Origin of the sequence: Bradyrhizobium sp. AUGA SZCCT0177 (genome assembly GCF_018130125.1) — a bacterium.
Lineage (GTDB): Bacteria > Pseudomonadota > Alphaproteobacteria > Rhizobiales > Xanthobacteraceae > Bradyrhizobium.
In genome coordinates, this window is the sequence record NZ_JAFCMA010000009.1 from 116,747 (window position 1) to 130,767 (window position 14,021).

16 protein-coding genes and 1 tRNA gene are annotated in these 14,021 nt (G+C 57.7%); 9 read left to right on the top strand and 8 right to left on the bottom strand.

Annotation, left to right across the window (positions count from 1 at the left end; translation table 11 throughout):
- Positions 1-3: 3 nt before the first annotated feature.
- The 4 genes from JQ597_RS12860 to JQ597_RS12875 all read left to right on the top strand — a co-directional run bounded on the left by JQ597_RS12860 (position 4) and on the right by JQ597_RS12875 (position 4,113).
- Complete coding sequence (locus JQ597_RS12860) at positions 4-2,196, top strand: heavy metal translocating P-type ATPase (protein WP_212264592.1); 2,193 nt, start codon at positions 4-6, stop codon at positions 2,194-2,196.
- Positions 2,196-2,360, top strand: coding sequence for a cbb3-type cytochrome oxidase assembly protein CcoS (gene ccoS / locus JQ597_RS12865; protein WP_212264593.1), 165 nt, complete (start codon positions 2,196-2,198; stop codon positions 2,358-2,360). The genes JQ597_RS12860 and ccoS overlap by 1 nt, the downstream gene beginning before the upstream one ends.
- Positions 2,361-2,718: 358 nt before the next feature.
- Positions 2,719-3,270 (top strand): hemerythrin domain-containing protein, encoded by a 552-nt coding sequence (locus JQ597_RS12870; RefSeq protein ID WP_212264595.1) that lies wholly within the window; start codon positions 2,719-2,721, stop codon positions 3,268-3,270.
- A gap of 312 nt (positions 3,271-3,582) precedes the next feature.
- A complete protein-coding gene (locus JQ597_RS12875) occupies positions 3,583-4,113 on the top strand; it encodes a DUF1003 domain-containing protein (protein ID WP_212264597.1) in 531 nt (176 codons plus the stop codon).
- 193 nt (positions 4,114-4,306) lie between these two features.
- Here the strand turns inward: JQ597_RS12875 and nhaA are convergent, their stop codons facing one another.
- Positions 4,307-5,686, bottom strand: a complete 1,380-nt coding sequence (gene nhaA / locus JQ597_RS12880; protein WP_212264599.1) for a Na+/H+ antiporter NhaA — start codon at positions 5,684-5,686, stop codon at positions 4,307-4,309.
- Between nhaA and JQ597_RS12885 the strand changes: the two genes are divergently transcribed.
- A complete protein-coding gene (locus JQ597_RS12885; protein ID WP_212264601.1) occupies positions 5,671-5,997 on the top strand; it encodes a hypothetical protein in 327 nt (108 codons plus the stop codon). The two genes, nhaA and JQ597_RS12885, sit on opposite strands and share 16 nt — an antisense overlap.
- 166 nt (positions 5,998-6,163) lie before the next feature.
- Here the strand turns inward: JQ597_RS12885 and JQ597_RS12890 are convergent, their stop codons facing one another.
- On the bottom strand, positions 6,164-6,337 hold the full coding sequence (locus JQ597_RS12890; protein ID WP_212264603.1) for a hypothetical protein: 174 nt from the start codon (positions 6,335-6,337) through the stop codon (positions 6,164-6,166).
- Positions 6,338-6,414: 77 nt separating this feature from the next.
- On the opposite strand from JQ597_RS12890, the gene JQ597_RS12895 reads away from it, so the two are divergent.
- The gene (locus JQ597_RS12895) at positions 6,415-6,627 is read left to right on the top strand and encodes a hypothetical protein (RefSeq protein ID WP_212264605.1); all 213 of its coding nucleotides are present in this window, start codon (positions 6,415-6,417) and stop codon (positions 6,625-6,627) included.
- A 2,313-nt stretch (positions 6,628-8,940) separates the two neighbouring features.
- Here JQ597_RS12895 and JQ597_RS12900 read toward each other — a convergent pair.
- The 5 genes from JQ597_RS12900 to JQ597_RS38080 all read right to left on the bottom strand — a co-directional run bounded on the left by JQ597_RS12900 (position 8,941) and on the right by JQ597_RS38080 (position 11,528).
- Complete coding sequence (locus tag JQ597_RS12900) at positions 8,941-9,138, bottom strand: helix-turn-helix domain-containing protein (RefSeq protein WP_212264607.1); 198 nt, start codon at positions 9,136-9,138, stop codon at positions 8,941-8,943.
- 128 nt (positions 9,139-9,266) lie between these two features.
- Entirely contained in the window at positions 9,267-9,818 is a 552-nt protein-coding gene (locus JQ597_RS12905) for a hypothetical protein (RefSeq protein WP_212264609.1), read from the bottom strand.
- 29 nt (positions 9,819-9,847) lie between these two features.
- Entirely contained in the window at positions 9,848-11,059 is a 1,212-nt protein-coding gene (locus JQ597_RS12910) for a tyrosine-type recombinase/integrase (RefSeq protein WP_212264611.1), read from the bottom strand.
- Positions 11,060-11,218: 159 nt separating this feature from the next.
- Positions 11,219-11,308, bottom strand: a tRNA-Ser gene (locus JQ597_RS12915).
- 85 nt (positions 11,309-11,393) lie between these two features.
- On the bottom strand, positions 11,394-11,528 hold the full coding sequence (locus JQ597_RS38080) for a hypothetical protein (RefSeq protein ID WP_283813414.1): 135 nt from the start codon (positions 11,526-11,528) through the stop codon (positions 11,394-11,396).
- A 106-nt stretch (positions 11,529-11,634) separates the two neighbouring features.
- Between JQ597_RS38080 and JQ597_RS12920 the strand changes: the two genes are divergently transcribed.
- Positions 11,635-12,054 carry a recombinase family protein gene (locus tag JQ597_RS12920; protein WP_212264613.1) on the top strand — a complete coding sequence of 140 codons (420 nt, stop codon included), beginning with the start codon at positions 11,635-11,637 and terminating at the stop codon, positions 12,052-12,054.
- A gap of 495 nt (positions 12,055-12,549) precedes the next feature.
- On the opposite strand, the gene JQ597_RS12925 is transcribed toward JQ597_RS12920, so the two are convergent.
- On the bottom strand, positions 12,550-12,801 hold the full coding sequence (locus tag JQ597_RS12925) for a hypothetical protein (RefSeq protein WP_212264614.1): 252 nt from the start codon (positions 12,799-12,801) through the stop codon (positions 12,550-12,552).
- A 257-nt stretch (positions 12,802-13,058) separates the two neighbouring features.
- Here JQ597_RS12925 and JQ597_RS12930 point away from each other — a divergent pair, with 257 nt between their 5' ends.
- A complete protein-coding gene (locus tag JQ597_RS12930; RefSeq protein WP_212264615.1) occupies positions 13,059-13,631 on the top strand; it encodes a sugar nucleotide-binding protein in 573 nt (190 codons plus the stop codon).
- A 125-nt stretch (positions 13,632-13,756) separates the two neighbouring features.
- Entirely contained in the window at positions 13,757-13,906 is a 150-nt protein-coding gene (locus JQ597_RS12935) for a DUF5989 family protein (RefSeq protein WP_212264617.1), read from the top strand.
- The last annotated feature ends 115 nt before the right edge of the window (positions 13,907-14,021 follow it).

Here is a 14,021-nt window from a genome sequence, read left to right on the forward strand (position 1 = left end):
ATCATGCAGGCAACGCGCGATTTTTCACACTATGTCAAGAACTTCGGTTCGGGATTGGCGCATATCGATCTCGCGGTCGAGGGCGTCAGTTGCGCCGGGTGCATGTCCAAGATCGAGCGCGGCCTTTCGGCGCTTCCGGACGTGACGCTCGCACGGGTCAATCTGACCGACCGTCGTGTGGCGCTGGAATGGAAGGAGGGCGCGCTTGATCCGGCCCGCTTCATCGATCGGCTGGCGGAGCTTGGTTACAAGGCCTATCCGTTCGAGCCGGTTCGCGCCGAGGCCGTGGAGACCGAACAGGCAAGCTTCCTGCTGCGATGCCTTGGCGTCGCCGCCTTTGGGGCAATGAACGTGATGATGCTGTCGGTTCCCGTATGGTCCGGTAATGTGACAGATATGATCCCGGAACAGCGCGATTTCTTTCACTGGCTGTCCGCCCTGATTGCATTGCCGGCGGTGACCTATTCGGGGCAGCCGTTCTTCAGATCCGCTTTACGCGCCTTGCGGGCGCGCCGCACTAACATGGATGTTCCCATCAGCGTCGGCATCGTGCTGGCGCTTGCAATGTCGGTGGTCGAAACCATTCACCACGCCGAGCATGCCTATTTCGACGCGGCGCTGATGCTGCTCGCCTTTTTGCTGGCCGGCCGCTACCTGGACCAGAGCATGCGCCGCAAGACGCGCGCGGTCGCCGGAAACCTGGCCGCCCTGAAGGCCGAGACGGCGACGAAATTTATCGGCGCTGACGAGATCAGCGAAGTGCCGATCGCCGCGGTGCAGGCGGGAGACATCGTCTTGTTGCGGCCCGGTGAGCGCTCGGCCGTCGACGGCTCCGTGATCGAGGGACAGTCCAAGATCGACCAGAGCCTGATTACCGGCGAAACGTTGCCCGTGAAGGCCGTGCCGGGCACAGCGGTCTATGCGGGCACGCTCAATCTATCTGGCGCGTTGCGAGTGCGAGTGGCGGCAGCATGCGAGGGCACGCTGTTGGCGGAGATCAGCCGACTGCTCGACAATGCCGTGCAGGCGCGATCGCGATACGTGCAACTCGCCGACCGGGCGTCGCGGCTCTACGCTCCCGTCGTGCATGCGGCGGCACTCCTGACCATGTTGGGTTGGGTGGCGTTCGGTGCGAGTTGGCACGATGCCATCGTCACGGCAATTGCGGTTCTCATCATCACCTGCCCCTGTGCACTGGGATTGGCGATACCGGCGGTGCAGACCGTGGTTTCGGGCGCCTTGTTCCGCTCCGGCGTGCTGCTCAATTCCGGCGATGCGATCGAGCGGCTGGCCGAAGTCGACAGGGTCGTGTTCGACAAGACGGGCACATTGACCTTGCCCGAACTCGATGTCGCGAACGCCGTTGAAATTCCGGACGCGGTCTTCGATCTGGCCGGCCGGCTTGCGCTTGCCAGCCATCATCCCGTCGCCGCTGCGGTAGCCCGCGCGGCCAAGGCAAAAGCACCGTTGGCCGCTGTCGAAGAGATAGCCGGTCAGGGCGTGCATGGCTTTGTTGACGGACTCGAAGTCAGACTTGGCAGGCCGTCGTTCTGCGGCGCGGATCAGCTCGCAAACGCCATCCTGTGTAGGGATCCCGAGGCATCGGTCGTCGCATTCCGCCACGGCAAGGTGCGTCATGTCTTTGCGGTGCGCCAGCGGCTGCGTCCGGACGCAGGCAGTGCCGTCGCAGCCCTTGTGCGAGGTGGTATCGCCGTCGAGATTCTCTCCGGCGATCGTGAGCCTGCGGTGCGCCACGCTGCCCAGTCGCTCGGAATTCATGAGTGGCGCGCGGGTCTGACCCCTGCCGATAAAATTGCCCGCATCGATGAGCTGAAACGGCAAGGCGTCAAGGTCATGATGGTAGGCGACGGCATGAACGATGCGCCGGCGCTGGCGGCTGCCCATGTTTCGATGTCGCCGGTGAGCGCCACCCATTTGAGCCAGGCGACGGCCGATCTGGTATTCCTTGGCGACCGCCTGGCGCCCGTGGTGGCTGCCATCGGCTTCTCGCGGAAAGCGTTGCGGCTGATGCGACAGAATCTGTGGCTGGCGGCCGGATACAATCTGTTGGCTGTGCCTTTGGCAATTGCAGGGTTGGCAACGCCGCTGGTGGCGGCGGCAGCCATGTCGGGTTCGTCGCTGCTGGTGATTTTGAACGCCCTGCGCGCGCATCGCGGTGTCCGGGAGTTGAACTGATGGAAGTCCTGGTTTTCCTCGTTCCGCTGGCGTTGTTGCTCGGCCTGCTCGGCCTGGTGGGATTTCTCTGGTCACTTGAGGACGGCCAGTACGACGATCTAGAAGGGGCAGGGTGGCGAGCGATTGCCGATGATGAACCCGTTCGACAAAACCCGACTCCTTGAACTGCTGATGTCGGCGCAGGCCCGCGTCCAACCGAGACGACCACGACAAGCGTCAGGAGTGCTGCCCCTTCGTCGCCTGTGGAGCCCTAGTATCAAGCGACAAAACGACATTTCAGGGGGCCGCTTTTGCGCAAAGCGGACAGCCCGCCAAATGCCGACTTCCGCTAAGTGCCAATCGGACGTCTTTCGGCTGTAGCAACGCTTATTCTCGACGTTGGGGCTTCGCCGCAATCTCATATCGGCAGGCTCCGGAAATTGAAATTCCCACCTTATTCCGACTTAGATTTGATCTGCCGCAAAAGCTGATACGGCGTGAGAGATAATACTTATCTTGGAGTTCACTATACGGAGCGCTGCCATGATTATTGAGCGCTTAAGCCAGGAGCATCGCAACATTGAGAAGCTACTCGCTATCCTTGAGCGGGAACTTGAGGTTTTCAACCACGGCGACCGTCCCGACTTTAAGGTTATTCGCGCAGTTATTAGCTATTTCGAACTTTACCCGGAGGTTTACCACCATCCCCAGGAAGACGTCGTCTTTGCCAAGCTAAGAACGCGCGATCCGGCTGCGGCTGCGAAAGTCGGTGATCTCGCTCGCGAACACCAAAGAGGGGCCGAACGTTTACGCCGGGTAGTTCATGCGGTCGACAGTGTTCTCGCGGGCCGTGAAATCCTTCAAACCATCGTTCGCGATTTCATAGAGTGCGAGCGGTACCACATCATGATGGAAGATCGAGATTTTTTTCCTGCCGCCCTAAAGGCGTTAGAGCCTCAAGATTGGACGGAGATCGCTTCGGCCTTGACCAATCCTGAGGATCCGCTGTTCAGCGAGGCAGCCGAAGATACGTTCGACGCGCTACGAGCGCGTATCTTGCAGTTGGAACAAGAGGCCGAAGCCGAACGACACTAGTCGAGCTCCCACATTGCGCTCGCGATGCACGGCTCGCTCTGATGCGATTTTGAGTTGTTCGGATCGCTTCGTTCTCCATTGGATGGTTTCTAGTTGGGCGCCGAACCGCAATCAGACAGTCGCGGCACCATTGGTACACAAAAGCGGACACACGCCGCCGGTTTGTGCCAATAAGCGGCATCGTGGGCTGGGCTTGGTATCAACCCAACTGAAACGGTCAACAAAAGTAACCCCCCGTAGGGGACACTGAGCGGAGTGCTTATACTGAGCTTCGGAGTGGGCCGAAACCTCCCTTAACGGTGGATGCGACGAATGACCAACGACCAAAGTCACAAAGTGCATCTAAGTCCCGAAGACCAGGAGCGGTTGCGGGAACTTCGGGCGCAAAAGCCAGCCCGGAACGCACCCAAGCCCACACTGACGCGGGGCGCGATGCTTGCCGACCGCGTTGCCGAAACAGTTGGTTCTTGGCGTTTCATTATCATCCAAAGCGTCCTACTTGGCATTTGGATCATTCTTAACATGATGGCGTTCATCAACCATTGGGATCCTTACCCCTTCATCCTGCTGAACCTCGTTCTTTCCTTCCAATCAGCTTATGCAGCGCCCATCATCATGATGAGCCAGAACCGTCAATCCGAGATTGACCGCAGGCACGCAGAACACGACTACCGAATAAATGTGAAGGCTGAACTCGAAATCGAATTGCTGCACAACAAGATTGACGCCTTGCGTGAGCAAGAAATCTTGCAGCTACTCAACATCATTCAACGTTTGTCCGCGCACCTTGCGCCCGAGCTTGTCGCGGCTATCGAGGCCGAAACGGTTCCGCATAAGACCTAGGTGGTCTTGCTAATCGCTGGACCGTCAGTTGAGCTACGCTCGTTACTTGCTGTCCAGCGCATCGCTGCTTCTAACGGTTTGGTGCAATACTCGCGACATGACAGTGAATGTTCGTCAAAAGGCGCGACTTCAGGAATGGGTCAAAGGCTGACTCAGCTCGAATGTCCGCTACTTGGGCGGCGACGGCTAAGTGCTAGAAGCGGAAACCACTACGAGAGATGCGCTCCCGTTTTTCGGCGTCCCGCCGTACGTACCTCGCGCCCCAACCCAGACCGAGCATGGCAGCCACGAGGGAGCTCGAAAGCACGCCTAGTTTCGCCGAAGCCAATAGTCTCTCGTCGGAGAAGGCGAGCATTGCGATGAAGATGGACATTGTGAAGCCGATTCCGGCTAGCAGGCCTACGAGGCAGACGCCGCCCCACGAAACGCCCGGTGCCAGCCGACACCAGCCCAGCCGCACCGCAAGCCAAGTCGCACCGATTACACCGATTGGCTTCCCAGCAACAAGAGCAAATCCCACGCCCAGCATGACGAGGTGCTCCTCGGCAGAGAGATCAATGCCCGTGAAGGTAACGCCAGCATTCGCTAGGGCGAACAGAGGCATAATGCCGTAGGCCACCCAGGGATGCAGCGCTATCTGTACGCGCACCACGGGCGGCAACATTTCACGATTGGCTACGCGAAGCTGCCGCAATGGCGATTCGAGACGATGCGTATCTTTGTTCGAGACTGCATCAAAGCTTCGCAGTTCGTCGGCAATACGCGACACCACTTTCAACGGATGCTCCCGCATGGGGATCGGTAGCACGGGGGTCATCAAGCCGAGCACTACGCCGGCAAGGGTTGGGTGAGCACCCGTCATCAGAAAACCGATCCATACGAGCGCGGCGGGCAGAGTATACGCGAGCGCTAAACCAATCCCGATCCGCTGAAATCCTAGAACCATTAAGATGCCAAGTGACACAACGACGAAACCACTGAATTGAAGTCCGCCTGAGTAAAAGAAGGCGATGATCAGCACCGCAATAACGTCGTCTATGATGGCTAAGGCCAACAGAAAGGCTCTCACATTGACCGGAACGGATCGCCCCAGCAATGCAAGCACACAAACGGCGAAGGCAATGTCTGTCGCGGTTGGGATCGCCCAGCCCCGGCCTCGAACTAGATCGATGTTGAAGCTCAGGTAAATAAGAGCAGGCGCGATAACGCCCCCGGCTGCGGCGACGATAGGGAGCGATGCCTGATCGAGCCTGCTTAGCGCGCCTTCATGAATTTCTCGCCGAATCTCCATTCCCACGACAAGGAAGAAAACGGTCATGAGCGCGTCGTTGATCCAGAAGTGCAAAGACCGGGAAAAGATGAACTCGCCAAGCCCGATCGAAAGTGGCAGGTGCCAAAGGGCATGATAGCTGTGGGAAAAGGGAGAATTCGCCCAGGTCAGTGCGGAGGCCGCGGCAATCAGGAGCACGCCGCCGCTGACGGCCTCGACGTGCAAGAAACGCTGAAGGGTGGTGAAGGCGCGTTCGGCGAGGAATTGGGCTCGCGGCAGGTCTGCAGATGAAGGATGATCCATTGGGCGCGCACGCTTTCCGCGTGGCGGCCCGACCATCGCTTGACCTGTCACTGCTGCAAGCAGCGAACACCCGAAAGGTCGTTCTACACGGCAACGGAAAGATGGCAACCTTATTCAAAGGTGTACGTGCACTCACAAATGTCCGAGTTGAGTCAAAAACGGCCCAGAGGGAACGTCTGGTGCTGGCGGCGAGTTCAACCGATCGCTGCAACACATTCTCAGTACCGCTTAACCTCGAAGCGCCTGTGGAAAGTTCCACCCACGCAGCATTCAGCGATTACCGCTTCTTCGTAAAGATCGAGCAACTCTGAAAGGCGTCGCTCTTTACAGGCGTCGATCCAATCAACGACTATTCCGATCGCGTCGAAGCCGCCTTGGCCCTGCGCCATTCCACCTCGCTTAGGCCCCGCTGCGGAAGAGGGCCATCACAGTGAACGACGGATGAACCGTTCATTTAGCTGGTATTCGGTTAGTCAATCAGAACGGAGGAACTTCATGGCCGATCAGCACCAAGTCAACACGATTATTGCCACCGCCATCTGCGAATGTCGCAAGGACCATCCAGATCAGATTGATCCCGAGGAAGCCAAGCACATGGCGAAGTGCATCGTTGCTGCGCTGGCAGATGCCGGCCTCGCGATAGTTCGTCATGATCACATTCCCTCTTTATGAGTTCGGTGGGGCGAGGCTTAAGGGAACCTGCCAAGGCAATGATGAGTTGAAGCTCCATGACCACTGCAGACCCTCCTTCCTCCATGGGAAGCGCCGAGCGCCGAATCGAGCACGCGACGGATGAAATCCGCAGCATGTCGCAGGACCTCGCCGACGAGGTCGCGCCGCGACCAAGCTGGATCGACCAGATGCGCGCATTAACGCGCGAGGCGCCTATTCATTCGCTGGCGATTGCATTCTTGCTCGGCTTAATCGTCACCCGTTGGTGACTGTAAACAAAGTTTGCTACGCATAGGAACGGGCAGCTAACTCGCCGGTAACTATGATGTGAGGCGATCCGCTCGCGTGATCACTCCGTTTCTCCGATCCTTCCGAACATCTCAGCCGAGAGCCCGTCGCGCGATGTCAAGTAGCGGCGCCGCAATTAGGGTGGCGGGGATTTCTCGACCGCCAAAGTCGAAAGCCCGGAAGGCAAGGAAGCCTTGCTCCCGGCCGGTCGCCTTCGAAAAGGAGCAGAAACGGCGCGAGCGCGCGAAGAAAGCTGTGGCTATCCAGGTCGAGGTGGCGGCTCTCGAGGAGAGATCGCGAACCGAAGACGTCCGCTGGAATTAGGAGGAGGAGCGATTGGAAGCCGCGCTGCGGCGCGCGCGGGGTTAGGTTGCCCTGAACCGCAAACAACCGACTTGCGGCGGTCTAAGCGGGTCACTCGGCGGGAACTCCGGGCAAGGTATCCACTATCGAGTCAAGGACTTGTGCGACGGCTTCAGCCGCTGCCTGACAAAATGATCGAGGCTTTCCGGCGGCTAACGTAGTTCGGCCCCGTAGTTTTGCGAGTTCGCGACAAATAGATCCCAATAGATCGAGACTTTTGCGTCCCCGTTTGGGAGGAGGGTGGATCCTTCTTACTCCGCTGCCCATCAAAATCGAAGCCATCTCGAACTCAAACGGTCGCTGCATCACGCGCAAAGTCGTTCGCTGTTGTTCGGAGGCTGTTGAGGCTCCCGTACTTCCAATCGACGTCAAATCGCATCAGCGGGCTTCCCAGGCCTCTCCAGCACACGATCGCGGCTGCCTATTGGCTTCGTCGCAATTGCTTTTAGATGTGAGAGCTGGGCAAGCGCTCGATGAAATCACTCGTCCGCGGCAAGATAGGTGGACGTGTTGCCCTCGCAGCCGACAGTTAGCGGCTTCTTGAGCATTCCGGTGAGCTCCGATGATTAGGGGCGCGCAAACCCAGTTCACCCACCGAGTTTTGTGCGTTAGACGCAATCGAAATATGTTGTCTATCTAGGACGCGTGAATTCTGAAGAAAGAGCGTCGAGACCTGCATTCAGTTTAGACTGATATCCATCGAAACGGGTAATCAAACGCACGTAGGTCGCCATCCGCATGCCCTTAGGACGTGGGGGGAGCACCCACTCGTCCGGATCAAGTCCGCCCAGCAGTCTCGCTTTGATTTTTGCTTTCCCTAGGTGGGCCCTGTCGATCCAGTTACCAAATTGGGTTACGTAAGCGACGTCATTTGCCCAAGCGTGTCTACTGCAGAATTGGGATGCACCGGCTGGTTTCCAAATAACTGAGGCGAGGCGACTCGTAACCGGGCAAACGAAATACCACTGCACACCCCCAAACCTTCTGGGTTGCCCGGTCAGGCGAATCTCCTGAAAGAATGATCCCATCCATACCTTTAGCCAACCGGTTTGGCCTTGGCTGAGGTCAGCACTGACGCAGCCGCTTGCCACGTGACCGAAGTGGGGATGAGTCCAGCAAAGGCTCCGTTCTGTGGTAACAAATCCTCGACGGATGAAGCCATTCGCTGCGAGCCAATTCAAGTCGAGGTACGGCCCCTCCTGCAAACAAACTCGCTTACGATTTCGAGACATAGTTGCTCCACGCCCTATTTCTATCGCGATGCTCGAAATCTCTGTGCCACTGAATCTCACCTGTGTATTCTATGGCCTGCTTCCATAGGTAGGCCCTTTCCCTCCCTCCGGTCTGACATGGACCGGTGGGCCGCTGACGATGCGGAGCCCATCACTGTGACGGACCAGGTACTCAATCCCTTTGGCTTTGCCCGCAACGTTGTCCCCGTTGCGCCTCCTGGGAGCTTTTTGCGGCGCTCCCGCATCGAATGTCGGTCCGGGTGGTCATCCCCGTTGGCGACAAACGATACCTCTCGACCGTCTCCCGGGGTTGCCAGGTTACCGTTTGGTCGCAGGTCGCAATGGGCGCAGCGTTGCCTGCACTGTTTGAGTTCCGCGTCCGGACTGGCCGGTGTAGCGCCAGGGCGCGCTGCCGCTTTGAGGTGCGGCGCCTTGCTGTCGTTTATCGCGGTTTAACCACCGGCGGCGGGAAAAGGCAGGATCAAAACCCGTCGCTATTCTTCGCGGGGTCATTTCCGAGACGATGGTGAATGGCGGGACCTCCGAGCACCATTCACAAGAGCGGCTACGGCAGACCGAACGCGGTTGCTGGTTGGAGCAGGCACGTCGTTGATTGGTGGCACTTGCAAGGAGCGGCTCAACTCGGGACCGCTGTCGCGGAAGCAATGGCGGATTGAAAGACACCGCTAAGAGGCAGAGCTACTTGTTGCGCGATTCATCGCGCGCTGACGGCAGGTTGCTGAGAAAGGATCTCAAATCCTCGGACAAGACAACCGTCCGCCGTCCCATTTTGACCGCACGCAGCGCTCCGGTCTTGATGAATTGATACGCCGTCGTGCGGCCGAAGTTTGCAGTCGCGCAAACCTCAGCAATCGAAAATGCCAACTTTTCGTTCATAAGCTCTCCCCTGACGTATGCCCCCACGTACGGGCGTGTCCACGGTTAGCTTGAAGAATGAAGAGCCCGAGCAGGAATAAAAGGGGGTGGGATTTTGTTTCCGCGTTCTAGATGAGCTGAATGCGTCGTTAAGCCGTCCCGGTGCCTATTGAGGGAGCGCGATTGAGATACATAAAAAGGTTATCTATCTGTTTCGCTAAGGCGTCTTGCTTCATATCGCTATACCGCTCGCCAAACGCAGGATCATCGATCATCAATTGGCGGATTTGTTTGAACCTCGATCGACCCTCAAGGTCTGAGACATTTTTGGTCGCAAGGTAGAGATCGCGTAGCAGCTGCAGGTAGCGTTCCGCCGTCCATTCTCGGCGGCGTCCGGCGGGTTTCGTTTCGAAATGAGATCGACTGAGATAGCTAATCAGAAGGTGCCAGTGTTCTGGTCTTTCGGGATCAAGCTCGAAATACCTGAATGCCTTGGCCAGGGCGGTTTCTTCTGGCCTTAGAAAGACAGCATCGGAAAGCGCTCGCGCTCTATTCAGAATCGGATCGGCGTTTAGCATGCCGACCGAATGGTTGCCCAAAATGCCCCCGGCTATCTCGACGCCCTCGGCTATTTTTCGGCTTTTCTCCTCGTCGAGGAGCGATTTTAATCGCTGTGCCACGCTGTCACGCTTCGATGACATTGGTCCGCCTCCATACAGACTTTGCTTAATCAGGCAGCATTCTGCTCGTTGGCTCGATTTAGTTCTCCGCCAATGTACTGAGCCCAATCGTTCATTAGAGAACGCCGTTTTTCCAGTTTTTCGCCCCTCTGGTAGGCCGCCGTAGTGTCATTCTTGTACTTATGAGCAAGCGCGGCTTCGCGAACACCGTCCGGGTAATCGGTGCATTCCTCAGCCCATGTCGCAAACGTTGCCCTAAACCCGTGAACCGTGACGTGACCGTAATTCATGCGTTTCAGAGCGGCGAGCATCGCCATATCCGAGAAAGGTTCACCCTCATCATTTGAAAAGATCAGCTCGCTCTGGCTTCCGTTACGCATCTTATCGAGGACCCCCAGCGCGGCATCGGAGAGTGGCACGCTGTGATTTTCGCCCATTTTCATGCGATCGCCCGGTATACGCCAAACGGCGTGCAGAACATCAATCTCCGACCAACGAGCACCGAGCACTTCATTTGTTCGACCGACCGTAAAAATGAGGAACTGCAGCGCAGAGGCCGCTGTCCCAGCGGCGCGGGCTAACTCTCTCAAAAACCCCGGAGCGTCCGCATAGGGCAGGGCGGGATGATGCCGCTGGGTTCGTTTCGGACGTTTCGGCAATTTTTCCCGCAGCTGTTTCGTCAACTCGGCGGGGTTCCGAAACTCCTTGTCATCGATATCGATGTTTTTCGCGATTACGGTCTCGATGCGGCCCCGAACCCTGTTTGCCGTTTCGGCCTTTTCGACCCAGATTGGCTGGAGAAGTTCAAAAATATGACTTGCCTTAATCTCGCTGATCTTGAGCGGTCCAATCGTGGGGTACGCGTATCGCTTGAGCGAGGATGGCCATTGCGCCCGGTGCTTTTTGCTCCAGCTCGACCAATTGTCCTCGATAAAACGTTCGGCACATTCTTGGAACGAGGGCGCCGCAGCCTCTCTTAGGACAGTCTTCGCATCTTCCCGGGCTGACCGCTTCGCCTGGACAATATCCAAGCCGGCACGCACCTGCTGGCGCGCCGCATCACGCTTGATCCGGGCTTCGCGGAGCGACACGTCGTTGAACGAGCCCAGACCGTGCCAGCGCTCTTTGCCGTTAATCCAGTAACGGAACGACCAATTCTTGGACTTCGGTCCCGCGATGACGAGATACAGCCCATCCCCGTCCGAATATTTTCCTGGCGCAACAAGTCGGGCGACATCAAGAGGTTTGAGCTTTCCTGCCAACGTTCTCTCCTAAAAATCGTCCGCCAAACTCACGGAAAAAACTACGAACATCGCGCCAATTTTGACGAACGCTGGTGAACTAGTAAATACACCAGCTGAGGTAACGCGCTGTTTTTATTGAGTCTTCCGAACAGTGGCGAACATGGGAGAACAATGTACTGGCGGAAGGGGTGGGATTCGAACCCACGGTACCCTTGCAGGCACGCCGGTTTTCAAGACCGGTGCCTTAAACCACTCGGCCACCCTTCCGTTGCTGCGGTATCAAGCACTTAGGGGGCAGGAGATCAAGAACGGTCTGTGAACAAGTCTTTCTGGGCCAATTTGGGGGCCAATCTCAGCGCCGATCGAGGAAGCCGGCCGCAAACTTCCCGATGGCATCCGCCAGATTGGCGTCGGCCGCCTTGGTCCGTTTGCGGTTGGCGTAGTTCCGGAGGACAACCGCCGGATCGTCGCCGATGCGCAGCGCCACGGTGTGGACCGGGATGCCAGCGTCGAGGAGGGCGGTGGTATCGATGCCCGAAAGTCGTGGAAGCGGGTGCTAGCGAAACCGATTACCCCGGTGCGGCGGGCAACCTTTGACCGAACAGGTCGACCGGTTGTCGCGCCTCACCTCGGCCGACTGGCAACCCCTCAAGGTCGAACTGACGTCACGGCACGTGCGCGTTATGGCGCTCGACCTGCCGACGTCAAGGACGATGGCGACGACGAGCGCCGACGAATTCACCAGCCGCATGTTCGAGGCCGTTAACGCGATTCTGCTCGACATGCTCGGCGCTTGCGCCCGCAAGGACTACGATGATCGCCGCCGCCGACAGGCGCAGGGTCAAGCCAAGGCGAAGGCCGACAAGGGCAGGCTGGAGGACACCGAGCGCAACGAAGACATCGGCGCCATGATCACCGCCGGGCAGTCCTGGAGTATGATCCAGCGCGCCACCAGATGCAGCCGCGCGACGATCGCGAAGATCAAGAAGCGTCTGCAGCCCGTCGCGGCCTGACGGCCGCCGGGCGGCTCAATGCAGGAGAGGGACCACCCCCACCGGGGACCTTCCACCGAGGTCGGGCGTTTTTATTCTCATCCGTTTCACGCTCATCCACGTAAAAACCTCCAAAAAGAAGCCGGAGAATTTTTCTGGACCAAGCTGTGAGCGTCTCGCCTTTCGAAAATATGTTAATGAGTTGGGTCGCTTCGGCCCTGAATTCGAAACTGGCTAAACATGCTTGATGTCTATCGGTTCGTGTTGGCGCTCCTTGTCGTACAGGGCCATCTGCTCGCCTGGGGCGCGCCGTGGTTAGCTTGGCAAGCGGTGTTTTCGTTCTACGTTCTCAGCGGCTTCCTGATGACTCTCGTTACTACACTTCTGCATCGACCGGCCCATCCAAAAACTGCGATCTCACGTTAAGCGACACCGCCCAATTCCGCAAAAGCAAACCACGCTCATCGCCCCTAGATAGGGCCTACGATGCTCAGCTCGCTGTATGAAAACGCCGGTCTAGCAAATCGACGGCAAGTCTCTAAGACGGAAATCGTCCGTGCCTTCCCAGCTCAGCCAAGTTTCGATGGCCCTGCGGGCGATCTTATCCGTCGATTGAGGGAAGTTGATGTCAACGTTCGCTTCCTTCTTGTGGTCAAGATCAATGTGGGATGATTGAATAATCTCGCGGAACTGCGGAGCTCCAAAAATGCGTATGATGAATTGCGCGTGAAGCCGGCCGGTGACGGGGCTCTCAAGCCGCAGCCGCAACGTGCTGCTCCGGCTTGACCAAGAAAGCTCACCGAAGCCGACAGGCTCTCTGCTCACCGAGATTTGGCTAGGCGCTCTCAGCACGCAGACGGGCTCTGACTTCGTCTCATCAGGTGCAGCTCGATTTCAACTCCCCAATTGAGAGTTTCGCGATACCTGAAGGGGTACGATGCGCCTGTATTTTCGTCGCGGTCGCTCGACTCGCTGCCTGTGAAGCCGATCGGGCGGGTTCATCTCTCATCAACGTCTAGCGGACAATGGCTCTGATCGACCTGCTGGTGGCGCGGCGCATCTACACCCTGTTCTTGTCTACCAATCAGGTTTTCGACGGCGGTACTCCCCATGTCGCCGCAGACGCACCGATGTCGCCTGTCAGCGAATATGGTCGACAGAAGGCTGAAACAGAAAGTTTGCTGCATAAGCGCGTGGCCGACGGTGCACCAATCGGAGTACTTCGTCTTGCCAAGGTGGTTTCACCCGGAATGGCGCTGCTGTCCACATGGACGCAGGAGCTAGCGCGTGGACGTGCGATTCGTGCCTTCAGCGACCTGACAATGGCACCCACACCGGTAGATCTGGTGGCGATATCGAGCGCTCGAATGATGGAGGAACGCTTGTCGGTCATCGCCCAGCTCACCGGGCCACGAGATGTCACTTACGTTGAGACCGCGCGCTTTCTCGCAAAGAAGAACGGCGTCGATCCGCGACTGGTAGAGGCGGTTAGCGCGCTCGAAAGCGGCATGCCCAGAGGCGCAACCCCAGGCAACACCACGCTCGGCAGTTCCTTAATCACAAAGCGATATGGTATTATTGTTCCTGATGCGCTGTGATCGACAAACTCTGATGATGTCTATGGAATCCGTAGTTGCCTGCCTCTCAATTTTGATCCCCAGAAAGCGAAGCCGGCAGCACCCTTGCGGCCGAGACGATGAAAGAATGTTCTGAAGGACGAAACATGGAATTCGTAGCTGAGCTTTGGCGATTTATGCGGTTCCGAAAGAAGTTTTGGCTGTTGCCGATCCTGATCATGATGGTCGTGCTTGGCGGACTTGTGGTGCTGACGAAAGGCTCCGCGATCGCGCCTTTTATTTATACTCTCTTCTAGATGGCGCATCTGTATCCTTGGGATTTTCACAAGCGGCCTTAGACAAGTTTTTCATTGGACTCTGCGGCCCGCCAGAGGCTGAGGGCAGGGTAGGATTCCCAAATCGGGGCGGCAG

Bases quoted from the DNA above. Each gene is read 5' to 3' on its own strand.
- JQ597_RS12860 (WP_212264592.1), top strand. From the start codon at position 4: ATGCAGGCAACGCGCGATTTTTCACACTATGTCAAGAACTTCGGTTCG.
- ccoS (WP_212264593.1), top strand. From the start codon at position 2,196: ATGGAAGTCCTGGTTTTCCTCGTTCCGCTGGCGTTGTTGCTCGGCCTG.
- JQ597_RS12870 (WP_212264595.1), top strand. From the start codon at position 2,719: ATGATTATTGAGCGCTTAAGCCAGGAGCATCGCAACATTGAGAAGCTA.
- JQ597_RS12875 (WP_212264597.1), top strand. From the start codon at position 3,583: ATGACCAACGACCAAAGTCACAAAGTGCATCTAAGTCCCGAAGACCAG.
- JQ597_RS12885 (WP_212264601.1), top strand. From the start codon at position 5,671: ATGAAGGATGATCCATTGGGCGCGCACGCTTTCCGCGTGGCGGCCCGA.
- nhaA (WP_212264599.1), bottom strand. From the start codon at position 5,686: ATGGATCATCCTTCATCTGCAGACCTGCCGCGAGCCCAATTCCTCGCC.
- JQ597_RS12890 (WP_212264603.1), bottom strand. From the start codon at position 6,337: ATGACGAACTATCGCGAGGCCGGCATCTGCCAGCGCAGCAACGATGCA.
- JQ597_RS12895 (WP_212264605.1), top strand. From the start codon at position 6,415: ATGACCACTGCAGACCCTCCTTCCTCCATGGGAAGCGCCGAGCGCCGA.
- JQ597_RS12900 (WP_212264607.1), bottom strand. From the start codon at position 9,138: ATGAACGAAAAGTTGGCATTTTCGATTGCTGAGGTTTGCGCGACTGCA.
- JQ597_RS12905 (WP_212264609.1), bottom strand. From the start codon at position 9,818: ATGTCATCGAAGCGTGACAGCGTGGCACAGCGATTAAAATCGCTCCTC.
- JQ597_RS12930 (WP_212264615.1), top strand. From the start codon at position 13,059: ATGGCTCTGATCGACCTGCTGGTGGCGCGGCGCATCTACACCCTGTTC.
- JQ597_RS12935 (WP_212264617.1), top strand. From the start codon at position 13,757: ATGGAATTCGTAGCTGAGCTTTGGCGATTTATGCGGTTCCGAAAGAAG.